At 71.1% G+C, this 23,999-nt stretch carries 20 protein-coding genes; 11 read left to right on the plus strand and 9 right to left on the minus strand.

Annotated features, from left to right (window positions below; translation table 11 throughout):
* The first annotated feature begins 79 nt into the window (after positions 1 to 79).
* Both ACFP2V_RS38275 and ACFP2V_RS38280 read left to right on the plus strand, forming a co-directional pair.
* Complete coding sequence (locus ACFP2V_RS38275) at positions 80 to 829, plus strand: maleylpyruvate isomerase family mycothiol-dependent enzyme (protein ID WP_381221246.1); 750 nt, start codon at positions 80 to 82, stop codon at positions 827 to 829.
* A 136-nt stretch (positions 830 to 965) separates the two neighbouring features.
* Positions 966 to 2,546, plus strand: a complete 1,581-nt coding sequence (locus tag ACFP2V_RS38280) for a restriction endonuclease subunit S domain-containing protein (protein ID WP_381221249.1) — start codon at positions 966 to 968, stop codon at positions 2,544 to 2,546.
* Positions 2,547 to 2,562: 16 nt separating this feature from the next.
* Here ACFP2V_RS38280 and ACFP2V_RS38285 read toward each other — a convergent pair whose 3' ends face one another.
* Entirely contained in the window at positions 2,563 to 2,850 is a 288-nt protein-coding gene (locus tag ACFP2V_RS38285; RefSeq protein WP_381221252.1) for a DUF397 domain-containing protein, read from the minus strand.
* Complete coding sequence (locus ACFP2V_RS38290) at positions 2,777 to 3,574, minus strand: helix-turn-helix domain-containing protein (protein ID WP_381221256.1); 798 nt, start codon at positions 3,572 to 3,574, stop codon at positions 2,777 to 2,779. The genes ACFP2V_RS38285 and ACFP2V_RS38290 overlap by 74 nt, the downstream gene beginning before the upstream one ends.
* Positions 3,575 to 3,735: 161 nt before the next feature.
* Between ACFP2V_RS38290 and ACFP2V_RS38295 the strand changes: the two genes are divergently transcribed.
* Positions 3,736 to 4,059 (plus strand): hypothetical protein, encoded by a 324-nt coding sequence (locus ACFP2V_RS38295; RefSeq protein WP_381221259.1) that lies wholly within the window; start codon positions 3,736 to 3,738, stop codon positions 4,057 to 4,059.
* A gap of 20 nt (positions 4,060 to 4,079) precedes the next feature.
* Entirely contained in the window at positions 4,080 to 4,400 is a 321-nt protein-coding gene (locus ACFP2V_RS38300) for a hypothetical protein (RefSeq protein ID WP_381221367.1), read from the plus strand.
* A gap of 333 nt (positions 4,401 to 4,733) precedes the next feature.
* Here ACFP2V_RS38300 and ACFP2V_RS38305 read toward each other — a convergent pair whose 3' ends face one another.
* Positions 4,734 to 5,597, minus strand: a complete 864-nt coding sequence (locus ACFP2V_RS38305) for an endonuclease I family protein (RefSeq protein WP_381221370.1) — start codon at positions 5,595 to 5,597, stop codon at positions 4,734 to 4,736.
* A 241-nt stretch (positions 5,598 to 5,838) separates the two neighbouring features.
* Between ACFP2V_RS38305 and ACFP2V_RS38310 the strand changes: the two genes are divergently transcribed.
* The 3 genes from ACFP2V_RS38310 to ACFP2V_RS38320 all read left to right on the plus strand — a co-directional run bounded on the left by ACFP2V_RS38310 (position 5,839) and on the right by ACFP2V_RS38320 (position 11,798).
* Entirely contained in the window at positions 5,839 to 9,570 is a 3,732-nt protein-coding gene (locus ACFP2V_RS38310; protein WP_381221262.1) for an ABC transporter ATP-binding protein, read from the plus strand.
* A gap of 225 nt (positions 9,571 to 9,795) precedes the next feature.
* Positions 9,796 to 10,182, plus strand: a complete 387-nt coding sequence (locus tag ACFP2V_RS38315; protein WP_381221265.1) for a hypothetical protein — start codon at positions 9,796 to 9,798, stop codon at positions 10,180 to 10,182.
* Positions 10,183 to 10,328: 146 nt separating this feature from the next.
* Positions 10,329 to 11,798 carry a S28 family serine protease gene (locus ACFP2V_RS38320; protein ID WP_381221268.1) on the plus strand — a complete coding sequence of 490 codons (1,470 nt, stop codon included), beginning with the start codon at positions 10,329 to 10,331 and terminating at the stop codon, positions 11,796 to 11,798.
* A 73-nt stretch (positions 11,799 to 11,871) separates the two neighbouring features.
* Here the strand turns inward: ACFP2V_RS38320 and ACFP2V_RS38325 are convergent, their stop codons facing one another.
* The 3 genes from ACFP2V_RS38325 to ACFP2V_RS38335 all read right to left on the minus strand — a co-directional run bounded on the left by ACFP2V_RS38325 (position 11,872) and on the right by ACFP2V_RS38335 (position 15,994).
* Entirely contained in the window at positions 11,872 to 12,531 is a 660-nt protein-coding gene (locus tag ACFP2V_RS38325) for a hypothetical protein (RefSeq protein WP_381221373.1), read from the minus strand.
* A gap of 152 nt (positions 12,532 to 12,683) precedes the next feature.
* On the minus strand, positions 12,684 to 14,624 hold the full coding sequence (locus tag ACFP2V_RS38330) for a glycoside hydrolase family 3 protein (RefSeq protein WP_381221272.1): 1,941 nt from the start codon (positions 14,622 to 14,624) through the stop codon (positions 12,684 to 12,686).
* Positions 14,625 to 15,037: 413 nt separating this feature from the next.
* The gene (locus ACFP2V_RS38335) at positions 15,038 to 15,994 is read right to left on the minus strand and encodes a LysR family transcriptional regulator (protein ID WP_381221275.1); all 957 of its coding nucleotides are present in this window, start codon (positions 15,992 to 15,994) and stop codon (positions 15,038 to 15,040) included.
* An 89-nt stretch (positions 15,995 to 16,083) separates the two neighbouring features.
* Here ACFP2V_RS38335 and ACFP2V_RS38340 point away from each other — a divergent pair, with 89 nt between their 5' ends.
* A complete protein-coding gene (locus ACFP2V_RS38340; protein WP_381221278.1) occupies positions 16,084 to 17,121 on the plus strand; it encodes an EamA family transporter in 1,038 nt (345 codons plus the stop codon).
* Positions 17,122 to 17,265: 144 nt separating this feature from the next.
* On the opposite strand, the gene ACFP2V_RS38345 is transcribed toward ACFP2V_RS38340, so the two are convergent.
* From ACFP2V_RS38345 to ACFP2V_RS38355, 3 genes are all read right to left on the minus strand, one after another.
* Positions 17,266 to 18,066 (minus strand): sugar phosphate isomerase/epimerase family protein, encoded by an 801-nt coding sequence (locus tag ACFP2V_RS38345; protein WP_381221281.1) that lies wholly within the window; start codon positions 18,064 to 18,066, stop codon positions 17,266 to 17,268.
* Positions 18,067 to 18,206: 140 nt separating this feature from the next.
* The gene (locus ACFP2V_RS38350) at positions 18,207 to 18,839 is read right to left on the minus strand and encodes a dihydrofolate reductase family protein (RefSeq protein ID WP_381221284.1); all 633 of its coding nucleotides are present in this window, start codon (positions 18,837 to 18,839) and stop codon (positions 18,207 to 18,209) included.
* 549 nt (positions 18,840 to 19,388) lie between these two features.
* Complete coding sequence (locus tag ACFP2V_RS38355; protein ID WP_381221287.1) at positions 19,389 to 20,435, minus strand: LacI family DNA-binding transcriptional regulator; 1,047 nt, start codon at positions 20,433 to 20,435, stop codon at positions 19,389 to 19,391.
* Positions 20,436 to 20,780: 345 nt separating this feature from the next.
* On the opposite strand from ACFP2V_RS38355, the gene ACFP2V_RS38360 reads away from it, so the two are divergent.
* Genes ACFP2V_RS38360 through ACFP2V_RS38370 form a run of 3 tightly spaced genes read left to right on the plus strand, consistent with a single transcriptional unit; the run spans position 20,781 to position 23,910 of the window.
* Positions 20,781 to 21,932 (plus strand): Gfo/Idh/MocA family protein, encoded by a 1,152-nt coding sequence (locus ACFP2V_RS38360; protein ID WP_381221290.1) that lies wholly within the window; start codon positions 20,781 to 20,783, stop codon positions 21,930 to 21,932.
* A complete protein-coding gene (locus tag ACFP2V_RS38365; RefSeq protein WP_381221293.1) occupies positions 21,929 to 23,080 on the plus strand; it encodes a dihydrodipicolinate synthase family protein in 1,152 nt (383 codons plus the stop codon). The genes ACFP2V_RS38360 and ACFP2V_RS38365 overlap by 4 nt, the downstream gene beginning before the upstream one ends.
* Positions 23,077 to 23,910: a sugar phosphate isomerase/epimerase family protein gene (locus ACFP2V_RS38370; RefSeq protein ID WP_381221296.1), complete on the plus strand. Its 834-nt coding sequence runs from the start codon at positions 23,077 to 23,079 to the stop codon at positions 23,908 to 23,910. Before ACFP2V_RS38365 ends, ACFP2V_RS38370 begins: the two co-directional genes overlap by 4 nt.
* The last annotated feature ends 89 nt before the right edge of the window (positions 23,911 to 23,999 follow it).

The following is a 23,999-nucleotide window of genomic DNA, read 5'->3' on the forward strand; positions in this document are numbered from 1 at the left end:
CCGCGAACCGCTGCTGGAGTAGTAACGGGTCGGTGGAAACCGGAGGGCCGCTGTCAGTGCCGGGTGATAGGAAGCGGGGATGACCCAGACACCTGCCTTCGAAGACCTGCTGGCCCTGGTCCAGGACCGTTCCGCCGCCCTGCGCAGCAGCGTCGCGGGCTCCCCCGATCTGGATGTCCGCGTCCCCAGCTGCCCCGACTGGTCACTCCGCGACCTCGTCGAGCACCTTATCGAGGTGCACCGGTTCTGGGCGGCGGCAGTCGTGGCCGGCCCCAGCGAGAAGCCCCCGACCGTGACACCGGCCGATGACACGCTGTCAGCCGACCTACTGGCCCGTTCGGCCGCAGCCACCGAGGAGCTGATCGCCGCCCTGCGAGCCGCTGGTCCTGCGGTGGGCTGCTGGACCTGGTGGGGCAACTCCGACGTGCCGACGACGAGCGGTGCCGTGGCGCGCCATCAGGTCCAGGAGGCCGCTGTTCACGCCTTCGACGCCCAGCTGGCCGCCGGGACTCCCCGGCCCGTCCCGGCGGTTGTCGCACTCGACGGCATCGCCGAGTTCATCGGTGTCAGCCACGGCACCGCCGGCCCCTGGCCGCACGAGCCTGCCCGGATCGGCCTGCACGCCGCCGAAGGCGAGTCGTGGCTGGTCAACCTGACGGCATCGGGCTCACACGTCATCGACGGCCAACACGAGACGGCCGCCGACCTGCACGGATCGGCGAGCAACCTGTTGCTCACCCTGCACGGCCGCCTCCCCCTGGACAGCCTGCGAAGCGAGGGCGACCACGCCACCCTGGAGAACCTCCTGAGCTGGCCCGACCTGGACTGACCTCCCAGCCCGGGCCCTACGCTCTGACCTGCGGCCCCCACCAGCAAGATCACGATCTACGGCTGGAGTACTAGCCACATCTTCAGATCAGCTTGCCAGGTTGACAGCGTCACAACGCAAGGCCGCACTCTTGAGTGTGAGAGGGACGCTGGTCGAATCGTTCGTGGAACAGCTTGGTGGGGTCGGGTTGTTCGACCGGCACGTGCTCGCGGGCGCCGTGGTCGGCTGGTGGCATGAGACCAAGTTCGACCTGCTGGCGCTCTCTGAGAGAGGGTTCGCGGGCGTGATCGACGGTTGGGTCGAGAACGTGGAGATGCTGCTTGCGCCAGAGTCCGACTCAAGGACGAACAACGAGCGGAAGCGGACCGCCGCCGAGCGGCGCGAGGCGTACGCCCACAAGGTGGTCGCGGCCATCGCTCCGGACTTCCTGGAGGAGCTGGCAGCGGCGGACGCCTTGAAGGTGGACCTCGACGCGCGCTGGAAGGAGCTCAATGCCGAACCGGATGACGACGGCGGGCGCGACGAGGAGGGGGACGGTGACGCTCTCACAGGCGAGGAGAATTACCCGGATATGGAGAAGCGAGCGGCACTGGCTCATGTGAGGAAGGAGCGCACGAAAGCTAGCGCCTTGATCAAGCGTCTTGAGGCGGACTTCTGGTTCCGGAGCAAGAATCAGATGGCGAATGTGGAAGAGAAGTTAGCGTCACGCCTTACGCGTGCTCGTAATGGGCTGGTCGCTAGGCAGGGAGAGCGTCAGGCAGTCTTGGAGATCCTGCGAAATGGGCTGTGGGGCAGACTCGACAATCTTTTGCAGAAACGGCGCCAGGAACTCGTCGGATCCTATGAGAATTGGCGGGAGAAGTATGGATTGTCTTTCCGGGAGATCGAGCAGCAGTTGAAAGGGGCAGCAGAAGACGCTATCCCAAGCTATCCCTGGTCTCAGCGGAGTGCATGGGAGGCGATGGCGAACAGCGTAAGCCTTCTGGCTGACCGGGGCGCCATCTCCGAACTCCTCTACTCTCTGATCGATGCTGAGAAGAATGTTGAGGGATTGATTGCCAAGCTGAGCGTCGACGAACTGCTGATTCTGCTACCGATGGTTAACTCTCGCGGGGCGAGCGCGGTGCAGCGTCGTCCGTTGCGTGAGGTGGTCACATCAGTACGCAAGGGAGTCGCCTACGGAGGGAGGGTGCGGCCCGGAGTGCCCGTCGTCCGGTCGGCCGACCTGTCCAATCGCGAACTCGTGTTGTCAGGGCTCCGGTCGGCCGAAGCTAGATTCTCACCGCGTTCAAGGCGCTACGAGGAAACGCTGATCCCGGAAGACGTGCTGTTTGCTGCGGCAGATGGGGAGGGGCGGACATTCCGTGCTGCCGTATGGCGGGGAGGGCGAGAGCAGGCGACATACGGCGACAACGTCATCTGCATCAGACCCGATGCCAAGCACCTGACTGCCGATTACCTTGCGGCCTGGTTGACGCTTCCCGAAGTGCAGCATCGAATTTATGTGACAGCGCGATCTGTTGGCGGCATACGCTTCGTAAATCCGGCCCAACTGCTGGACGTTGATGTGGAAGTTCCGAGCATGGGGGAACAGGGAAACTTCGTTCAGCACCTTGCCGCACTGACCCGGGAGAGGCAAGTGCGTCGCGCTCAGCTCTCGAAACTACGCCGTGTCAGAGAAATTTTGGTGGGTAACCTCGCGCGGTCAGGGGGTTAAGCGTTGGAGTGGCTGATCAGCCCTGAAATTTTCCTTCCTTGAGGGCCGAGACAAATGGTGACCAAGCGGCCGATTCGAAGATCAGTGCCGGGCCGTTTGGAAGCTTGGAATCCCGGACGGGTACCCCGGACAGGTGGCTGTCCACGATTTCCACGCAGCTTCCCCCTTCACTGTTGCTGTAGGACGACCTTCGCCATCCCTGCAGTGTCTCGGCATTGGAAACTATCGGGTCAGTCATGACGGTGTCCGTATTCTTTGGCTGTAGCCCGCAATAGGGCCATCGACTCCTGGAGTGGCAGCGCATCGCTCATCGCGAGATCGTAGCGGCCCTGCAACTCCATGACCACGGATGGGGAGTCGTGCAGCTTCCCCATGCGAAGGCCCTCGCTGTATGCCACGGGTGGCTGGTCGTCGAACCACATGAGGCTGAGCATGTTCTCCATCAGTGGGTGGAAACCCAGGCTGAACGGCAGGACGTGGATGCGCAGCCGACCGCTCTCTGCCAGGCGGGCCATGTGCATGACCTGCTCCGCCATCGCCTCCCGCCCGCCCACAGCCCGCCGCAGCACCGCCTCATCGAGCAGTGCCCAAACTACCGGCGTCACCGGATCGTCCAGGATCCTCGCGCGCTCAAGGCGTGTGACAACGAGCCTGTCACATTCCTCTTCGCTCACCGGAGGGAGCGACGTGCCCAGAACCGCACGGGCGTACGCCCTCGTCTGGAGGATGCCGGGGACGAAAGACAGGGCGAACTCGCGGATCATCACCGCCTGTTGTTCGAGCTGCCGGGCTGCCTCGAAGTAATCGGCGACCGCCACGTCCTCCGCCGGCAGGAAGCTGCTCAGCACATCGCCCGTGTTCAGGGCCTTGTCCAGGCGCCGCGCGTCCTCCTTGGAGGGGATGCGGCGGCCCGCCTCGATGTGGGCGATGTGCGAACGCGTCATCACCGTCATGTCGGCCAGCCGCTGCTGAGTCAGTCCTGCCGCTTCCCGCTGCTGCTTCAGCCAGTCACCGTACGTACTGGTCATGGCCACTCCCTTGTGACAAATGACTGGTCACACTCGACCCCCTGGCGAGCCTAGACCGCACCGTCTCACTCTGTGAGTGGATCGCTACAGAACGCGAGATCCCCGCGACCGGGCGACCGGTCCGGGGCGTGGCCATCAACGAACCCAACGGAGTTGACGACATGCGTCACCGTATCGCCCGCCTCTTCGAACCGCTGCTACAACTTCTGCTTCCGGGAAGCGGACGCCGTCGCCGCGCGGCCACCGCCCCGGCGGGCGTGTGCTCCTGCCCCACCTGCTCGTGCGCCGAGGAACGCCCCGCTTCCCCGGCCGGCCCGCAACTCCTGCGCGGCGAGGACAACGCGATGGTCCGCCCTTATCTCGTCGCCCACGAGCGATGGGGAGAAGTCCGGCGGCAACGGGCCCGGCGGAGGGCCCTGTGGCTCGCCCTGCACGGCATCGGCATCGGTCCGCGCGTCATCCACGGCATGGAGGTGACCGCGTGATCGGGAACCAGGACGGAGCGATGCGGCTGTTGCCGTGGGCCAGTCCGGAGGGCAAGCCGTGTTACCTCATCGGTGACGGGACCGGACGCCTCTCCCGGCTCGCCGACACCGTCGAGTCCGTACAGCTTGGCATGGCGGATGAACTCCTCGGCCACGTTGCCGACATGCTCGCCGACCGCAAGGCCACATCCGTGCAGCTCCGGTTCCTGGCGTCTCGCATGGCCGAGGCGCTGCGCGACGTCCACCGCATCGCGGAGAGCCGGGGCGCTCGTCTGTCCGCGCCTGAATACGACGATTCCGACGAGACCGACGGCGACAAAATCCCCGTGCCAGAAGCCTGAAGACGCAAGGTCCAGAGTGCGGTGAGCAGCCGTCCCGACAGGATGTGATCACTCGGTTTCGCGTCAGGCACGAGTAGGTTTTCCCGGGCTTCGGCAAGACGCACGACGTGCGTGATCTGCTCCGCCCCTCGGATCGCCTCCTCTCCGGGGTTACGAGGCGCTGACGGACGTCCGGCGGAGCGCCGAGAGCCGGGGCGCTCGCTTTCACGCCCCGGCTGCGACGGGTTGTCCCGACGGCGGCACGGTCGAACATGGATGACGACCAGGCCGGCCCGGACCCGGCGCACCCGTGGCGCCGGGACGGTGTCGCCGAGCACCACGGGGGTCACCGGGCTACCAGATCGCCTCGACCCACTCCGGGTGGTCGATGAACGGGTTGCGGTTGTGCTGGTAGGAGTCGTGGATGACCTGGTTGCGGCGCTGCTCGAAGGCGTCCGGCGGGTCCTGCTCGTTCCACTGCTTCAGGACGGAGAGCCGGCCCATGAAGGGCTTGCTGCCGTTGTTGACGCTGTTGTTGGGCTCGAGGTCGGCCCAGCCGTCGCCGCCCTCGTAGCGGACCGCCATGTAGAGGATCATGCGGGCCACGTCGCCCTTGACGGCGTTGCGGGGCTCGAAGGAGTCGGAGTCGGTGAGGCTGCCGCCGCCGTTCGCGACCGCGCTGCCGCCGTTGTCGAAGTCCTTGTTGCCGCGGACGCTGTTGACCTGGACGTCCGTCGGGCGCAGGTGGTGGATGTCGGTGCCGGGGCCTGTGGCGGTGCCGAAGTCGCCGTGGGACTTGGCCCAGACATGCTCACGGTTCCAGTTGCCGGTGTTCCCGCCGTTGAGGGACTTGCTGCGGGAGACCCCCGAGTACAGCAGGATCACGTTGCCGCTGTTGTTCGGGTCCTGGTCGGTGGCCTTCAGCGCGTCCCAGACCGCCGAGTAGGAGAGCTTCGTCTGGCTGCTGATGATCGTGTGCAGGGAGGACTTGAGGGACGTCCCCGTCTTGCCGACCGCGTTCTTGTAGTACGTCGAGTCGTAAGCCGAGTTCGTGGCCGTCGCCGTGGTTGCGCCCGTGCTTGTGGCCGTGGCCGTGGCCGTGTCCGTGGCCGTGGCGGGGGTCGCGGTCAGAGCGGGAACGGCGAGGGCGGTGAGCGCGGCGGCGGTGGCGAACGCCAGCGCCTTTCGGCGCCCGGTGCGCATGCGTATCGCGAGCATGTGGGGGTGTCCCATCTACGCGAGTTGAATGAGGGTCTTCGCATCGTGACATGCCCATGAAGTTGTATGAATGTACATGCGGTGTCGATTGCGTGACGTCCTCGCGGAGGGCGCCTCCCCTGGGTGACCCCGACCTCTCCGAACGTTGCGGAGGGATGAAATCCGCTTCGGTGTGCGTTGGTGTCTTCCGGTAGATCAGGACCGGATCAGGACGACATCAGGACGACCGGAGGGCACCCGCGTGACACCGCAACAGGGATGGGCGCGACGACTGGCCGCGTACGCGTGGCGGCATCCCAAGGACGTCGTCCTGGCCCTGGGCTCCTCCCTCGGCGGCATGGCCGTGATGGCGCTGGTCCCGCTGGTCACCAAGGTGATCATCGACGACGTGATCGGCGATCACAGCCGCGCCATGGCCCCCTGGGCGGGTGCTCTGATCGGTGCCGCGGCCGTCGTCTACGCCCTCACCTACGTCCGCCGCTACTACGGCGGCCGGCTCGCCCTGCACGTCCAGTACGACCTGCGGACGGAGATGTACGGGACGATCACCCGGCTCGACGGCCGCCGTCAGGACGAGCTGTCCACCGGGCAGGTCGTCGGGCGGGCCACCAGCGACCTCCAGTTGATCCAGGGCCTGCTCTTCATGTTGCCGATGACCATCGGCAACATCCTGCTGTTCCTGCTCTCCCTCGTGATCATGGCGTCGCTGTCGCTGCCGCTCACGGCCGTCGCCCTCGCCGTCGCCCCCGCCCTGTGGTGGATCGCCAGGCGCAGCCGCACCCGGCTGCACCCGTCCACCTGGTACGCGCAGGCCCAGGCGGCCGCCGTCGCCGGCGTGGTCGACGGTGCCGTCAGCGGGGTGCGCGTGGTGAAGGGCTTCGGGCAGGAGGAGCAGGAGACGGGGAAGCTGCGCGAGGTCGGCCGGCGGCTGTTCGCCGGGCGGCTGCGCACCATCCGGCTGAACTCCCGGTACACCCCCGCCCTCCAGGCCGTCCCCGCCCTCGGCCAGGTGGCGATGCTCGCGCTCGGCGGCTGGCTCGCCGTGCAGGGCCACATCACGCTGGGCACGTTCGTCGCGTTCTCCACCTACCTCGCCCAGCTCGTCGGCCCGGTCAGGATGCTCGCCGTCGTGCTGACCGTCGGCCAGCAGGCACGGGCAAGCACCGAGCGCGTCCTGGAGCTGATCGACACCGAGCCGTCCCTGACCGACGGAACCAAGGAGCTTCCCGCCGACGCCCCCGCGACCGTCGAGTTCGACGACGCATCCTTCGGCTACGACCCCCGGCGCCCCGTCCTGAACGGCCTCTCCTTCGAGATCGGGGCCGGCGAGACCCTCGCCGTCGTCGGCGCCTCCGGCTCCGGCAAGTCCACCGTCTCGCTGCTCCTGCCCCGCTTCTACGACGTCACCGGCGGCGCCGTCCTCGTCGGCGGGCACGACGTGCGCGAGCTGACCACCGAGTCGCTGCGGGCCGCGATCGGGCTGGTCCCGGAGGACTCCTTCCTCTTCTCCGACACGGTGCGCGCCAACATCGCGTACGGCCGCCCGGACGCGACCGAGGAACAGATCGTGGCCGCCGCCCGCGCGGCCCAGGCCGACCGGTTCATCACCGAGCTGCCCGACGGCTACGACACCACCGTCGGCGAGCACGGAATGACCCTCTCCGGCGGCCAGCGCCAGCGCGTCGCGCTCGCCCGCGCCCTCCTCACCGACCCGCGCCTGCTGGTGCTCGACGACGCCACCTCCGCCGTGGACGCCCGCGTCGAGCACGAGATCCACGAGGCACTGGCCGAGGTCATGCGCGGGCGCACCACGCTGCTGATCGCCCACCGCCGCTCCACCCTCAACCTCGCCGACCGCATCGCCGTCCTCGACGGCGGCCGGCTCGCCGACCTCGGCACCCACGAGGAGCTCCAGCAGCGCTCCGCCCTCTACCGCCGGCTGCTCACCGACCCCGACGAGCTGGGCGGCGTCTCCCCGGGCCACACCCCGCCCGCCGCCCCCCACGAGGACGACACCGCCGACACCACGGTCCGTGCGGAGCTGGACGCCGAGTTCGACGCCGAACGCGGGGTCACCCCCCGCCTGTGGACCGGCGACCGCGAGCCCAAGGACACCGCCCTGGCCGACAGTCCGGCCACCCCCGAACTGCTCGCCCAGGTCGCGGCGCTGCCCCCGGCGGGCGACGTCCCCGACGTCGACGAGCGCCGGGCCGTGCAGCCGGAGGAGTCCTACGGGCTGCGCCGCCTCCTGCGCGGCTTCCGCCGGCCCCTTCTCCTCAGCCTCGCGCTCGTCGCCGTGGACGCGGGCGCGGGCCTGCTGCTGCCGGTGCTGATCCGGCACGGCATCGACGCCGGTGTCACCCGGGCCGTCCTCGGCGCCGTCTGGGCGGCGGCCCTCCTCGCGCTGCTCGCGGTGGTCGTCCAGTGGGCGGCGCAGACCGGCGAGATCCGGATGACCGGACGCACCGGCGAACGCGTGCTGTACTCGCTGCGGCTGAAGATCTTCGCCCAGCTCCAGCGGCTCGGCCTCGACTACTACGAGCGCGAGCTGACCGGCCGGATCATGACCCGGATGACCACCGACGTGGACGCGCTGTCGACGTTCCTGCAGACGGGCCTGGTCACCGCGTTCGTCTCGGTGGTCACCTTCTTCGGCATCATGGTCGCCCTGCTGGTGATCGACGTACAGCTCGCCCTGATCGTCTTCACCACACTGCCCCCGCTGATCCTCGCCACGTACTTCTTCCGCCGGGCCAGCGTGAAGGCGTACGAACTGGCCCGGGAGCGGGTGTCGGTGGTCAACGCCGACCTCCAGGAGTCGGTGTCCGGGCTGCGGATCGTGCAGGCCTTCGGGCGCGAGCTGCTGGGCAACCGGCGGTTCGCCGAGCACAGCGACAGCTACCGGGCCGCCCGTGTCCGGGGCCAGTGGCTGATCTCGGTGTACTTCCCGTTCGTGCAGTTCCTGGCGTCGTCGGCAGCGGCGGCGGTCCTCGTCGTGGGCGGGATCAGGGTCGACAACGGGACGTTGACGGCGGGCGCGCTGGTCGCGTACCTGCTCTACATCGACCTCTTCTTCGCCCCGGTGCAGCAGCTCTCCCAGGTCTTCGACGGCTATCAGCAGGCGTCCGTCTCCCTGGGCCGTATCCAGGAACTGCTGCGGGAACCGGCATCCACCGAGGAGGTCCCCGAACCCCTCGGCGTGCCCTCCCTGCGCGGCCAGGTCGCCTTCGAGGACGTGCGTTTCGCCTACGGGGACGAGGAGGAGGCGCTCGGCGGCATCGACCTGCGCATCCCCGCCGGGCAGACCGTCGCGTTCGTCGGCGAGACCGGTGCCGGGAAGTCCACCCTGGTCAAGCTGGTGGCCCGGTTCTACGACCCGACCGGGGGCAGGGTCACCGTCGACGGCACCGACCTCAGGGACCTCGACATCACCGCCTACCGGCACCGGCTCGGCGTGGTCCCGCAGGAGGCCTACCTCTTCCCCGGCACGGTCCGCGACGCCATCGCCTACGGCCGCCCGGACGCCACCGACGCCGAGGTCGAGGCGGCGGCCCGCGCGGTCGGGGCACACGAGATGATCGCCACGCTGGAGGGCGGCTACCTGCACGAGGTCGCCGAGCGCGGCCGGAACCTCTCCGCCGGACAGCGCCAGCTGATCGCGCTGGCCCGCGCCGAACTCGTCGACCCCGACATCCTGCTGCTCGACGAGGCCACGGCCGCGCTCGACCTGGCCACCGAGGCCCAGGTCAACCAGGCGACCGACCGGCTGGCGGGACGGCGTACGACACTGGTGGTCGCGCACCGGCTGACCACCGCCGCCCGCGCCGACCGGGTCGTCGTCATGGACCACGGCCGGGTCGCCGAGGACGGCACGCACGACGAACTGCTGGCCCGTGACGGGCGGTACGCCGCGTTGTGGCGGACCTTCGTCGGAGAGGCCGAACCGGAGGAGCCGGTCGGCGCGGGGCGGTGAGCCCGAGGGCGTGACGCCGGCGCGTGACCGCCGGCGCGTGACCGCCGGGTCGGGGTACGGGCGCGGGGCGGGGCGGGCGCGGGGCGTGTGTGGGGGGGAAGGCGGGTGGGCAACCATCCGGCGTACGCCGTGCGTCCGTACACCCGTACGCCGCCGGTCGCGGCAGGTGCGGCAGGGGTGGTGCGGGCTTCGATGCGGCACGGTTCGGTACGGGGAGGGACGGCAGTGGGAAGTGGAGCGATACACCGGCGACTCGCGCTCGGTCTGGCGGTGCTGACCGCGGCGGGGCTGCTGGTGGTCGCCGCGCCGGGCGACGCACAGGCCGCGGCGCACTGCCCCGGACGCAAGATGCGCACCCTGCCGTTCTCCACCGGCTCGGTCGTCGTCTACAAGCGCGGTGGCTACCGCTGCGCCGTCACCCTCGCCAAGAAGCCCGGCACCAAGCGGAAGATGTCGGTGAGCATCCGGGCACGCGGCGGCCGGCCGGTGGTCGACGAGGGCCACTACAAGCACCACGCCGGCCCCGTGACCGTGCACGCCGGGCGCCGCTGCGTGTGGGTGAAGGGCAGGGTGGCCGGCGGGTCGGTCAGCTCCGGCTGGATCCTGTGCTGAGCGCGTGCCCGGGACCGAGTCGAAATTTCCTTCCCGTGTAAGGCCTTTGCCCCTCTCTGTACCGAGGGGTATCCCCATGTCCCCTAGTGCTGGGGCGAGTTGGTCGGCTAGTTTCCCGGCCACATCTGTTTGACAGGGGAGTGTGCATGCGCAAGGCGCTCAGATGGCTGCTGACGCTCACGATGCTGATCGGCACGGTGAGCGCGGCGAGCGCGGCCACCGCCGCCACCGCCGCCGAGACCGACGTCACCGACGTCACCGCCGGCACCGTCGGCACCGTCGGCACCGACATCAAGGAGAGACTGCTCTCCCTCCCGGGCATGAGCCTGGTCGAGGAGAAGCCCTACACCGGGTACCGCTTCTTCGTCCTCAACTACACCCAGCCGGTCGATCACCGCAGGCCCTCCAAGGGCACCTTCCAGCAGCGGATCACCGTGCTGCACAAGGACGTCACGCGGCCGACCGTCTTCTTCACCGGCGGCTACAACGTCTCGACGACGCCCCGCCGCAGCGAGCCGACCCAGATCGTGGACGGCAACCAGGTCTCCATGGAGTACCGCTTCTTCACCCCGTCCCGCCCGGACCCGGCCGACTGGTCCGCACTGGACATCTGGCAGGCCGCGAGCGACCAGCACCGTATCCACGAGGCGCTGAAGGGGATCTACTCGAAGAACTGGATCTCCACCGGCGGCTCCAAGGGCGGCATGACCGCCACGTACTACGAGCGCTTCTACCCACGTGACATGGACGGCGTCGTCGCCTACGTCGCCCCCAACGACGTGGTGAACAAGGAGGACTCCGCCTACGACCGCTTCTTCGCGAAGGTCGGCACCAAGGAGTGCCGCGACCGGCTGAACGCGGTGCAGCGCGAGGCGCTGGTCCGCCGGGCGCCGCTGGAGAAGAAGTACGAGGCGTACGCCGCCGAAAACGGCTACACCTTCGACACCATCGGCGGCGTGGACCGGGCGTACGAGGCCGTCGTCCTCGACTACGTGTGGGGCTTCTGGCAGTACAGCACGGTGCGGGACTGCGAGCAGATCCCGGGCGACGCCAAGAACGCCACCGACGACGAGATCTGGACCTCGATCGACACGATCTCCGGCTTCTCGTTCTACACGGACCAGGGCCTCAGCCCGTACACGCCGTACTACTACCAGGCCGGCACGCAGCTCGGTGCGCCGACGATCCGCTTCCCGCACATCGAGAAGAAGTACATACGCTACGGTTACCAGCCGCCGCGCAACTTCGTGCCCCGCTCGATCCCGATGGCGTTCGAACCCCAGGCCATGCGCGACGTCGACACCTGGGTGCGCGGCAACGCCCGGCAGATGCTGTTCGTCTACGGCGAGAACGACCCGTGGGGTGCCGAGCCCTTCCGACTCGGCAAGGGCGCGCGCGACTCGTACGTGCTGACCGCCCCCGGCATGAACCACGGTGCCAACGTGGCCGGTCTGGTCGACAAGGAGAAGGCGCTCGCCACGGCCCGCATCCTCGATTGGGCGGGCGTCGCGCCGAGCGCGGTCAAGGAGAACCCGGCCGAGGCGAAGCCGCTGGCGAAGTTCGACCGCAAGCTGGACGTGCGGGACATCCAGCGGGAGCCGGCGCTGCACCGGTAGGAACAACGGTGGGAAAGCGGTGGGAGAGCGGTGGGAGCAGCGGTGGCGAACGTATGACGGGAGCCGCCGCCGCTCACACCGGACTGGCGCAACCCACCGGTGAGCTGCCGCCGAGCCGGACATAGAGGGTCGTGGACGCCGGGCACTGGGACCTGGCGTCCACGGCCTCGGTCACCCTGTACTCCGGCCGCTGCTCCCCCTCGCCGTCACAGGCCGTCTCGCGGACCTGACCGTCGTCCAGCCCGCGCACGCAGTCGCCGACGATGGTGCGAGGTCCGCCCCCGCCGCCGGGATCGCCCGGGTGCGGGGGCTGGAGGTTGCGCATGCAGGCGTAGCCACGCGGCACGGCCCCGTCGCCGTCCTCGTCGGACGCGGGGTGCTGCTCGCTGATGTGCAGGACGAAGTCCGTGGTGGCGGGGCAGCGCGGCCCGTCCCGGACGGTTCCGTCGTGACGGGCGACGACCCGGGCCGCCGCCCGTTCGCCGGTGCACGGCACCTCGGTGAAACTGGTCCGGCCGAACGAACTGCACTCGTCGATCGCGAGGAACACCGCTCCGTAGCCCGAGGTCGGCTCCGGCTCCGGATCCGATGGCACGGACGCCGTCCGCCGCTCGCCCGGGCGGTCGTTCTTCTCGGCGCCGCCGGGTGTGCTCTGGCAGCCGGTCGACAGGGCCGCGGCCAGCACGGCGAGCGCGCACACCGCTCCCAGGGAACTTCTCACGTGCGTCACCATCCCCCGAACACCCTCGTCCAGCGTGACCCGCCGCAGCGGGTCACGCTGGATATACGGCATGTTTTGCGCATGTTGGTGGGGTGTGTCGGGTGTGTGGCGTACGAGAGCTACGTCCAACGGCTACCCGGGTACGGGAAACCCGGATGCCGTGGTCAGTACCTCAGCCCGTGCCCGACCGGGTACAGCACCGCCGCCGGGTCGTCCGCCCGCTGCACCGGCACCGGCAGCGTCCCGCGCGGCTCCACCCGGCCCGCGATCACCCGGGCCGCCGCCCGCAGTTCGACATCGGTCCAGGAGTAGGTCGCCAGGTACGCCGGTACGGCGGGCAGGTGGGCCACGTCGTACGGGTTGCGGATCGCCACCGCGACCACCGGCCTGCCGGTCGCCAGGAGCCGTTCGACCAGGGTCCGCTGGCTGGAGGACGCCGTCACGTTGTACGTCCCGACGACCACGGTGTCCGCCTCCCGCGCGGCGGCCACGGCCCGGTCGATCGTCGCCGCCGACGGTGCCGTCCCGGTGGACAGGGCGGTGGCGGTGAAGCCCAGCTCGTTCAGCGCGCCCGCCAGCACCTCGGTCGGCGGTCCCGTCGTGCCGGACGGGGAGGCCGGGTCGGCACCCACGACCAGCAGCTTCGGCCGGCGGCGCCGGGACAGGGGCAGCACGCGGTCCTCGTTGACCAGCAGGGTGGTGGTCCGTTCGGCGATCCGGTCGGCCGCCGCCCGGTGCGCGCGCGTACCGACCCTGCGGTCCACGCCGTCCGGGGAGGCGTACGGGTCCTTGAACAGGCCCAGTCTCGCTTTCAGGCGCAGCACGCGCAGGATCGATTCGTCGAGCCGTGCCTCGGTCAGCTCGCCGTCCCGGACGGCCTTCAGGACGGCGTTCCACGCCACGTCCAGGGAGGGCGGGTTGAGCAGCTGGTCCACGCCCGCCTTCAGGGCCAGCACCGGCACCCGGTCGTCGCCGTACTTCGTCCGCACGCCCTCCATGCCGAGGGAGTCGGTGACCACGACCCCGTCGTAGCCCAGCTCCTCGCGGAGGATGCCGGTGAGGATCGGGCGCGAGAGGGTGGCCGGATCGTCGGAGTCGTCGAGTGCCGGGACCATCAGATGGGCCGTCATGATCGAGTCGATGCCCGCGGCGATCGCCGCCCGGAACGGGGGCGCGTCCAGCCGCTCCCACTGCTCCCGGCTGTGGGTGATCACCGGGAAGCCGGTGTGGCTGTCGACGGCGGTGTCGCCGTGCCCGGGGAAGTGCTTGGCGGTCGCCGCGACCCCCGACCGCTGGAACCCGGCGACCTCGGCGGCCACCAGCCGCGCCACCGCCTCCGGTTCGGACCCGAAGGACCGTACGCCGATGACCGGGTTGGCCGGGTTGACGTTCACGTCGGCCACCGGGGCGTAGTCCTGACGGATGCCCAGGGCGCGCAGCTCGCGCCCGGCGATCCTGCCGAGGTCGCGCGCGTCGGAGCGGGAACCGCCCGCGCCGACGGCCATCGCGCCGGGGAACAGGGTCGCCGGCTCGCCGACACGGGCGACGATGCCGTGCTCCTGGTCGGTGGAGATGAGCACCGGCAGCCCGCGCGGCAGGCCGAGGGACGCCTTCTGGATGCCGTTGGAGAGGCTCGCGATCTGGTGCGGGTCGCGGGTGTTGTGCGCCCAGGTGAAGTAGATGATGCCGCCGACCCGGTACTTCTCCAGCAGCTCGGCGGCCGTGCGCACGCCGATCTCCTGGAGGTTGGCGTCGATGTCCGCCTGGTCGGGTTCGGTGGCGGAGTGGCCGTAGACCCGCATCACGAACAGCTGGCCGACCTTCTCCTCCAGGCTCATCCGGGAGACGAGGGCGCGGAGTTTCCGGTCGTCCGGGGAGGCGGGAGCCGAGGGGCTGCCGGGGACGCCGGCAGCGTGCGCGGTGGCTCCGGCGGCGGCACCGGTGGTGGCTCCGGCGGCGAGGACGGTGGTGACCGCCGTCGTCGCGGCGAGGACCGTACGTCTGGACGGCCGCGCGGCGCTCCCCGCGTTCACCGGATCCACCGCGTTCTCCGCCGTCTCCGCGCTCTCTGGGTTTCCTGTGCTTCCCGTGCTGCTGTCGGGCACGTGCGCTCCTTTGGGAGGTGATCCGTGGGGGATCCGCTGAAGGAAACTTCCAAGGGGTCACCAATATCCGGGAAGTTTCTGCCAGTCAAGGGTGTGTGCGAGGGACGCGGTCGGCGGGGGAGAGGGGCGGGGCCGCCATCGGCGCTTTGGGAGGGGCGCGCCGATGGCGGCGGTGCTGCCGGCCGCGGCACGGCGGAGAGGGTGGGTCGGCGATCGCAGCCAGTGGCGAGTGGCCGACACCGCACCGCGGAGACTCCTCCGGCAGTCCGCGCATTGGACGGGAGGGCTCGGTCCGGGGTTCCCCGGTGCGGGCGGAAATCTCGGATTGGTGCGGACGCCCGGACCCGGGACGGCCCGGGCTACTGGGGTGAATGAGATGTCTGGGGTGTTTGGGAGGACTGGGGTGCCAGGGGCTATTGGGCCGACTGGGACGGCCCGGGTGACTGCGGTGCGTGGGGCCGGTGTGCCGAGACGGCGGGCCAGTGGGCGCGCAGGGTGCGCACCGTCTCCGCGATCGCCGGACGGCGGGCCGCACCGTCCCGCCACAGCGCGTACAGATGCCGTACGGGCATCGGGTCGAGCGGGACCTCCACCACCCCGTCGGGCAGCGGACCCCGGCCGAGCCGCGGGATCAGGGCGATGCCGAGTCCGGCCGCGACCAGGGCGACCAGGGTCGGGTTCTCGTCCGCCTGGTGCACGATGTCCGGCTCGTGCCCGGCGGTGCGCAGGGTGCGCACCAGCCACTCGTGGCAGACCCGCCCCGGCGGCTGGCAGATCCACCGTTCGCCGCCCAGCTCCTCGCGCCGTACCGCCGTGCCGCGCTCCGCGAACGGGTGCCCGCGCGGCACCAGCAGATCGCACAGGTCGTCCCCGACGGCCGCCTGCTCCACGCCCGTCGGGGCGGGCAGCGGCGCGATGTCCCAGTCGTGCGCGACGACGAGATCGACCGCGCCCTTGGCGACCAGACCCACGGACAGGTGCGGGTCGATCTCGGTCAGCCGGGTGTCGAGCGCGGGATGCCGCCGCGCCAGGTCGGCCAGTACGGGCGGCATCAGTCCGCGTGCCGCCGACGCGAAGGCGGCGATGGTCAGCCGCCCGGACGGTACCCCGCGTCGCTCCTCCAGTTCGGTCTCGGCCCGCTCCACGATCGCCAGCAACTCCTGCGCGGTGGCGACGAGGTGGTACGCCGCGTCGGTCAGGCGCACGCCCCGGCCCTCCCGTTCCAGCAGCACGGTCCTGGTCTCCCGCTCCAGCTTGGCGATCTGCTGGGAGACGGCGGAGGAGGTGTAGCCGAGTGCCGCGGCGGCGGCCCCGACGGTGCCGTGCACGGACACGGCGTGCAGGGCGCGCAGGCGCTGGAGGTCGAGCATGACGGCTCCCCGATCGGTAAGCGGTGCTTCATCCCACCATGCAGGAATCATCGCTGGTGCTGAAGGGTCGTGGCGGTGATCCTCGGTGTATGCGCCCTTCCCACGTCCTGCTCGCCGTTCTCGTCGCCGCCGTCTGGGGCGTGAACTTCGTCGTCATCGAGATCGGCCTCGGCCATTTCCCGCCGCTGCTGTTCTCCGCGCTGCGCTTCCTCGCGGCGGCGATTCCCGCGGTGTTCCTGGTGGGGCGCCCGAAGGTGGCGTGGAAGTGGATCGTGGGGGTGGGCCTCGCGCTCGGGGTGGCCAAGTTCGGGCTGCTGTTCGTCGGCATGGACGCGGGCATGCCGGCCGGACTGTCCTCCCTGGTGCTTCAGGTCCAGGCCGTGTTCACGGCCCTGTTCGCGTTCCTGCTCCTCGGCGAACGGCCCGCGCGCGTCCGGCTGGTGGGCATGGCGGTGGCCCTGGCAGGGATCGGCGTCGCCGCCGTCGACGAGGGCGCCTCGGGTCCCTTGGGAGCGTTCGCCCTGGTCGTCGCCGCGGCCGCCTGCTGGGGCGTGTCGAACGTGCTGACCCGCAGGGCCGCGCCCGCCGACGCCCTGAACTTCATGGTGTGGGTGAGCACGGTGCCGGTCCTGCCGCTGCTGGCGCTCTCGCTGCTCCTGGAGGGACCGGCACGGGACCTGGAGGCGCTGGGCGCGCTGGACATGGGAGGGGCGGGAGCGCTGCTGTACGTCGCCTGGGGCGCCACCGTGTTCGGCTTCGGGGCCTGGGGGTGGCTGCTGCGCCGTCACCCCGCGTCGACGGTGGCGCCGTTCTCCCTGTTGGTGCCGGTCTTCGGGATGTCGTCGGCCGCCCTCTTCCTGGGCGAGCCGGTGTCCCCGCTGCGGTGGTGTGCGGCGGCGCTGCTGGTGGGCGGGGTGGCCCTCGCGTCGTTCGGCGGGCGGGGTCGGCGGGCCGGCCGGGAGAAGGAGGCCGGGGCCGGGGCCGATGGGGCCGGCGGAGAGACGGACGGGGCCGGCGACGATACGCACAGGTTCGGCGCACCGGGGGCCGCGCCGGCGGGGCGGGGCCTCGGACCGGCCGGCGGGCGGGAGCCGGTTGTGCCGGGTCGTCGAGAGCCGGGTCGTTGAGGGGCGGGATCGACGGGCGGGCCGGGAGAGAGGGCCCGGCGGCCAGGCGGCCGGGAGCGGCGGGCCGTCTGCGGGGCGAACGGGCCCGCCGACGCGGGGGTCACGCCGACCGGGGCACCGGACCGGCCGGCGGGCGGGAGCCGGTCACGCCGAGTCGTTGAGGAGGCGGGAGAGGTGGGCGCGGCCCGGGGAGAGGAGGTCGGGGAGTGGGGCGGCCTTCTCGTACCAGCGCTTCTCGTACTCCCAGCAGAGCCAGCCGTCCCAGCCGTGGCGGGAGAGGATCTCCACGCAGTCGGCCAGCGGGAGGATGCCCTCGCCGAGGGAGAGCGGGGTGGTGTCCTCGGCGGAGGCGATGTCCTTGACCTGGACGTAGCCGAGGTGGGGGGAGAGGGCCGCGTAGCTCTCCGCGGGCTGCTCGCCGCCCAGCCAGGTGTGCATCACGTCCCAGAGGACGCCCACCTGGCGGTGTCCCACGAGGCCGAGGATCCGCATCGCGTCGGCGCCGGTGCGGTGGGAGTCGTGGGTCTCCAGCAGGATACGGACGCCGGCGTCGGCCGCGTGCTCGGCGGCCGTGCCCAGCCGCCGGGCGGCCGTCGCGTCGGCCTCCTCGGGAGTCTGGTCGGGGGAACCGCCCGGGAAGACCCTGATGTAGGGGGCGCCGAGGTCGCGGGCGAGAGTGAGAAGGGCGCGGATCTCGGCGATGACGGCCTCGTCCTCGCCCGGCGCGGCGACCTTGGGGTAACCCGCGACGGCCAGGATCTCGATACCGGCCGCCTTGAACTCGGCGGCGACATCGGTCCGTTCGGCGGGGGCGAGACCGGTGTGAACCGGTTCCTCGGGGTGGGCGCGCAGTTCGACGCCGTGATAGCCGTGCGCGGTCGCGAGGCGCAGTACGTCGGCCATCGGAAGGCCGGGGACACCGAGGGTGGAGAACGCCAGCTTCATGAGCACGGACCCTACCCGGCACCCGTGGCGCTGAATCCCCCTCGTCGCTCCGGTGTCGCGCACGGGTTCGGGACGGGTGGGCGGGGCCGAGGACGAGGGCGCCGGCCGTCCCGGCGGGCAGCGCCCTCGCGGGGGGGCCGTCAGGCCTCGGCGGGCGTCCCCGGGGATGCTTCGGCGGGTGCCTCCGCGGCGCGACGGTAGACGCACACCTGGGCGCCCGACTTCGCGGCGGTCGACGAGACCAGCTCGAACGGGCGCTTCGCGCCGTCCGTGGGGAAGATCGACTTGCCGCCCCCCAGGATCACCGGCATGACGAGAAGCTGGAGCTCGTCCACCAGGTCCTCGCCCAGCAGGGTGCGGGCGAGCGTGGGGCTGCCCATCATCGCGAGGTCGCCGCCCTCGGCCGCGCGCAGCTCCCGGATACGGGCGACGGCCTCCCCGGCGGGAATGAGCCGGCTGTTGTTCCAGGTCAGGTCGGACTCGCCGAGGGTGCCGGAGACGACGTACTTCGGCAGGCCGTTGATCCGGTCGGCGAAGGGGTCCCCGGCCTGCTGGGGCCACGCCTGGGCCATGGTCTGCCAGGTGCGGCGCCCGTACAGCAGCGCCTCGGCCCGGCCCAGCGCCGCGTCGAAGGCGCCGCCGAGGACCTCCGGGTCGAAGTACGCGTGCGACCAGCCGCCGTGGGCGAAACCGCCGTCGGTGTCCTCCTGGGGACCACCGGGGGCCTGCACGACACCGTCGAGGCTGATGAATTCGGTGATCACGATACGCATGGCTGCTGCTCCTGTGGTCCTGAGGTGATGACGGAAGTGCAGACCGACGGTAGCGCCGGAACTCATCGGCGCCGCCGAGAACCGCGCACGAGAACCGCGTACGAGAACCGCGTACGAGAACCGCGTACGAGAACCGCGTACGAGAACCGCGTACGGAACACCGCGGCCTTTGACCGGGCAGAACGGTCGCCGCCCCGGGGACAGGGATGGGCCCGGATACAGGTGCGGGTGCCGGCACCCGCGCGGGGTGGCACGCACGCGAGAACCGCATGCGGAACACCGCGGCCTTTGACCGGGCGGAACAGTCGCCGCCCCGGGGACAGGGATGGGCCCGGATACAGGTGCGGGTGCCGGCACCCGCACGGGGTGGCACGCACGCGAGAACCGCATGCGGAACACCGCGGCCTTTGACCGGGCAGAACGGTCGCCGCCCCGGGGACAGGGATGGGCCCGGATACAGGTGCGGGTGCCGGCACCCGCACGGGGCGGCCCGCACGGGTGGATGCCCCGGCCATCCGCTCACCCCCGCGGAGCTGCCGGAGGCCCCGCTCACACCCGCGGTGCCCCCGAGGACCCCCGCACCATCAACTCGCCCCGCACGGAGGCGATCCCCCCGGGCGGCGGCTCCTCGCGGCCCATCGCGATGCGGCCGGCCCGTGCCCCCGCCCCGGCGAGCGGCAGCCGTACCGTCGTCAGGGCGGGCACCGCGTCGATGCTGAACGGGAGGTCGTCGAAACCGGCGACCGACACGTCGTCGGGGATCTTCCGGCCGGAGTCCCGCAGCGCCGCGCACGCGCCCAGCGCGACGGAGTCGTTCGCGGCGACCACGGCGGTCAGCGCGGGGTCCCTGCGCAGGAGTTCGAGGGCGGCCTCATAGCCGGAGCGGCGGTCGTAGCGGCCGTGGACGGTCCAGCGGGGGTCCTCCTCGATGCCGTGCGCGGCCAGCGCGGCCCGGTGCCCCTCGAGGCGGTGGCGGGTGGTGGTGCGCTCCTGCGGGCCCGCGACGTAGCCGAGGCGGCGGTGACCGAGCCCGATCAGATGCTCGGTGAGCTCCCGGCCGCCACCGCGGTTGTCGAAGGTCAGCGCGATCGCCCCGGTGTCCGGTGCCGGCGGCCGGCCGCACAGCACCACCCGGGTCCCGGCGTCCGCCAGCTTGCGCAGCTTCGCGTCCATCGCCGCCTTGTGCGGGGCGTCCTCGATGGCGCCGCCGGTCAGCACCACCGCCGCGGCCCGCTGCCGCTGGAGCAGCGTGAGGTACGTCAGTTCGCGTTCCGGGGAGCCGCCCGTGTTGCACACCACCGCGAGTCTCTCCCCGCCGGCCCGCCCGCCCGGACCCCCGATCTCGCCCTGGATCGCGCTCGCCATGATCCCGAAGAACGGGTCGGCGATGTCGTTCACCAGGATGCCCACCAGGTCGGAGGTGGCGGCGGCCAGGGCGCTCGCGGGGCCGTTGAGCACGTAGTCGAGTTCGTCCACCGCCCTCAGCACCCGCTCGCGGGTGGAAGCGGCCACGGGATAGTTCCCGTTCAGCACGCGCGACACCGTCGCGGGGGAGACCTGCGCGCGGGCCGCCACGTCCGCCAGGGTCACCGTCATCTCTCGTCCTCCGGTCGCGCATCTCGTCGTAGCGGCGCCGTACGGCGCCGTACCGATCGACGCCGTACCGACGCCGGCCGCCTGTCCGGGCGTGTCCGGGCACAGAACCCGATGCCCCGCCCGACCAGACCCTATGGCCCCGCGTCCACTTGTTCGCCCCCTCGAACAAGTCGGGTTCTCCATGGTCTTGTCCGGACCGCCGTTCAGAGGCTAGCTTCTAGATACATAGAAAGCGCTTGCTGTGGCGTTCACCAGTCACCGGGCCACCGGCCGTCAGTCGCCGGCCGCGGTGCGTGACGGGTGGGGCGTACGCGGCGCGCGGGGACCGCGTACGAAGGGAACGACGTGACACGCAAGACGGTGCGTATCGCCATGAACGGTGTGACCGGGCGGATGGGCTACCGGCAACACCTCGTCCGCTCCATCCTGGCGCTGCGCGAGCAGGGCGGCCTCGACCTCGGTGACGGCACCGTGCTGTGGCCGGAGCCGGTGCTGGTCGGCCGCCGGGAGCACGCGCTGCGGGCGCTGGCCGAGCGGCACGGCCTGGAGCACATCTCCACCGACGTGGACGCGGTGCTCGCCGACGACAGCGTCGACATCTACTTCGACGCCCAGGTCACCTCAGCCCGTGAGGAGGCCCTCACCAAGGCGATCGCGGCCGGCAAGCACATCTACACCGAGAAGCCGACCGCCACCGGCCTCGACGGCGCCCTGGAGCTGGCCCGGCTGGCGAACGCCGCCGGGATCAAGCACGGCGTGGTGCAGGACAAGCTGTTCCTGCCGGGCCTGCTCAAGCTGAAGCGGCTCATCGACGGCGGCTTCTTCGGCCGGATCCTGTCGGTGCGCGGTGAGTTCGGCTACTGGGTCTTCGAGGGCGACTGGCAGTCCGCGCAGCGCCCGTCCTGGAACTACCGCGCCGAGGACGGCGGCGGCATCGTCGTCGACATGTTCCCGCACTGGGAGTACGTGCTGCACGAGCTGTTCGGCCGGGTGCGCTCCGTCCAGGCGCTGGCCGCCACCCACGTCCCGCAGCGCTGGGACGAGAACGGCAAGCCCTACGACGCCACCGCCGACGACGCCGCCTACGGCGTCTTCGAACTCGAGGGCGGCGCCATCGCCCAGATCAACTCCTCCTGGGCGGTCCGCGTCAACCGCGACGAACTCGTCGAGTTCCAGGTCGACGGCACCGAGGGCTCCGCCGTCGCCGGCCTGCGCAACTGCCGCGTCCAGCACCGCTCGGCCACCCCCAAGCCCGTCTGGAACCCGGACATCCCCGCCACCGAGGTCTTCCGCGACCAGTGGCAGGAGGTCCCGGACAACGGCGAGTTCGACAACGGCTTCAAGGCCCAGTGGGAGCTGTTCCTCAAGCACGTCTACGCCGACGCCCCCTACCGCTGGGACCTGCTGGCCGGCGCCCGCGGCGTCCAGCTCGCCGAGCTGGGCCTGAGGTCGTCGGCCGAGGGCCGCCGCCTCGACGTACCGGAGATCGCGCTGTGACCATCGAACTGCCCGACGTGCGGGGCCGGTTGCGGACGTACGAGCCCCGCACCGAGCCCCTCGCGCTCGCCGCCGGGGCCCCCTTCAGCTCCCGTACGGTCTTCTCCGCCGCGCATGTCGTCGCCGACCCGTACGCCGACACGACACCCGACTCGCCCGCCGCCGTCGACTGGGACGCCACCCTCGCCTTCCGCCGCCACCTGTGGTCGCACGGTCTGGGTGTCGCCGAGGCGATGGACACCGCCCAGCGCGGCATGGGCCTGGACTGGGCGGGCGCGGCCGAGCTGATCCGCCGCTCCGCCGCCGAGGCGAAGGCCGTCGGCGGGCGCATCGCCTGCGGCGTCGGCACCGACCAGCTCGCCGCGGGCACCCTCGCCCAGGTGCGGGCGGCCTACGAGGAACAGCTCGCGCTCGTCGAGGAGTCGGGCGCGCAGGCCATCCTGATGGCGTCCCGCGCGCTGGCCTGTGCCGCCCGCTCACCCGAGGACTACCTGGAGGTGTACGGCCACCTGCTGCGCCAGTCCGCCGAGCCGGTGATCCTGCACTGGCTCGGCCCCATGTTCGACCCGGCGCTGGAGGGCTACTGGGGCTCGTCGGACCTGGACGCGGCCACCGACACCTTCCTGGAGGTCATCGCCGCGCACCCCGACAAGGTCGACGGCATCAAGGTCTCGCTGCTGGACGCCGGTCGCGAGGTCGCCCTGCGCCGCCGCCTGCCGCAGGGGGTGCGCTGCTACACCGGCGACGACTTCCACTACCCCGAGCTGATCGCGGGCGACGAGCAGGGCTTCAGTCACGCCCTGCTCGGCATCTTCGACCCGCTCGGCCCGCTGGCGGCGCAGGCGGTCCGCGTCCTGGACACGGGGGACACGGAGGGCTTCCGCGCCCTGCTCGACCCGACGGTGGAGCTGAGCCGGCACCTCTTCCGGGCGCCCACCCGCTTCTACAAGACGGGCGTGGTGTTCCTGGCCTGGCTGGCCGGCCACCAGAGCCACTTCGCCATGGTCGGCGGCCTGCAGTCGGCCCGTTCGCTGCCGCACCTCGCCCGCGCCTACGAACTCGCCGACGGCCTCGGCCTGTTCCCCGACCCGAAGCTCGCCGAGGACCGCATGCGGACCCTGCTGCACCTGTACGGAGTGACCCCGTGACCGACCTCGCGCGTTTCAGCATCAACCAGATGACGGTCAAGCAGCTGTCGTTGCCGGAACTCGTCGACGCCTGCCGTGACCTGGGCGTCCCCGGAGTGGGCCTGTGGCGCGAACCCGTCCAGGCCTACGGCGTGGAGGCGGCGGCGAAACTGGTCCGGGACGCCGGCCTGACGGTGACGACCCTGTGCCGGGGCGGCTTCCTCACCGCGATCGACCCCGCCGAGCGGGCCGCGGCCCTGGCCGACAACCGCCGCGCCGTCGACGAGGCCGCCACCCTGGGCACCGACACCCTGGTCCTGGTCTCCGGCGGCCTCCCGGCCGGCTCCAAGGACCTGCCCGGCGCCCGCGAACGCATCGCGGACGCCCTGGCGGAGCTGGGCCCGTACGCCGAGGAGCACGGGGTGCGCCTGGCCATCGAGCCGCTGCATCCCATGTACGCCTCCGACCGCTGCGTGGTCTCCACCCTCGCCCAGGCCCTGGACCTGGCCGAACGGTTCCCGGCCCGGCAGGTCGGCGTCACGGTCGACACGTACCACATCTGGTGGGACGACACCGCGCCCGCGCAGATCGCCCGCGCCGGCGCCCAGGACCGCATCCACACCTTCCAGCTCGCCGACTGGACCACCCCGCTGCCCGAGGGCGTCCTCAACGGCCGCGGTCAGATCGGCGACGGGTGCATCGACATGCGGGAGTGGCAGGGCCACGTGGAGGCGGCCGGCTACACCGGCGCCATCGAGGTCGAACTCTTCAACGACGTCCTGTGGGCCCGGGACGGGCGCGAGGTCCTGGCGGAGACGGCGCAGAGGTTCACGGAGAACGTCCGGCCGTGAGCCGTGAGCCGTGAGCCGTGAGCCGTGAGCGGCGACCCCACGCCTCTTTCCGGGCGCACCGCGCTGGCTCCGATCCGATTCCGGCCGAC

The sequence above is a fragment of the Streptomyces incanus genome, assembly GCF_042656345.1.
In the GTDB taxonomy this organism is placed as follows: Bacteria; Actinomycetota; Actinomycetes; order Streptomycetales; family Streptomycetaceae; genus Streptomyces; species Streptomyces incanus.

Excerpts from the sequence above, each read along its gene's own strand:
- ACFP2V_RS38275 (WP_381221246.1), top strand. The coding sequence starts at position 80 with ATGACCCAGACACCTGCCTTCGAAGACCTGCTGGCCCTGGTCCAGGAC.
- ACFP2V_RS38285 (WP_381221252.1), bottom strand. The coding sequence starts at position 2,850 with ATGCGCTGCCACTCCAGGAGTCGATGGCCCTATTGCGGGCTACAGCCA.
- ACFP2V_RS38290 (WP_381221256.1), bottom strand. The coding sequence starts at position 3,574 with ATGACCAGTACGTACGGTGACTGGCTGAAGCAGCAGCGGGAAGCGGCA.
- ACFP2V_RS38295 (WP_381221259.1), top strand. The coding sequence starts at position 3,736 with ATGCGTCACCGTATCGCCCGCCTCTTCGAACCGCTGCTACAACTTCTG.
- ACFP2V_RS38300 (WP_381221367.1), top strand. The coding sequence starts at position 4,080 with ATGCGGCTGTTGCCGTGGGCCAGTCCGGAGGGCAAGCCGTGTTACCTC.
- ACFP2V_RS38305 (WP_381221370.1), bottom strand. The coding sequence starts at position 5,597 with ATGCTCGCGATACGCATGCGCACCGGGCGCCGAAAGGCGCTGGCGTTC.
- ACFP2V_RS38320 (WP_381221268.1), top strand. The coding sequence starts at position 10,329 with ATGCGCAAGGCGCTCAGATGGCTGCTGACGCTCACGATGCTGATCGGC.
- ACFP2V_RS38325 (WP_381221373.1), bottom strand. The coding sequence starts at position 12,531 with ATGGTGACGCACGTGAGAAGTTCCCTGGGAGCGGTGTGCGCGCTCGCC.
- ACFP2V_RS38335 (WP_381221275.1), bottom strand. The coding sequence starts at position 15,994 with ATGCTCGACCTCCAGCGCCTGCGCGCCCTGCACGCCGTGTCCGTGCAC.
- ACFP2V_RS38340 (WP_381221278.1), top strand. The coding sequence starts at position 16,084 with ATGCGCCCTTCCCACGTCCTGCTCGCCGTTCTCGTCGCCGCCGTCTGG.
- ACFP2V_RS38345 (WP_381221281.1), bottom strand. The coding sequence starts at position 18,066 with ATGAAGCTGGCGTTCTCCACCCTCGGTGTCCCCGGCCTTCCGATGGCC.
- ACFP2V_RS38350 (WP_381221284.1), bottom strand. The coding sequence starts at position 18,839 with ATGCGTATCGTGATCACCGAATTCATCAGCCTCGACGGTGTCGTGCAG.
- ACFP2V_RS38355 (WP_381221287.1), bottom strand. The coding sequence starts at position 20,435 with ATGACGGTGACCCTGGCGGACGTGGCGGCCCGCGCGCAGGTCTCCCCC.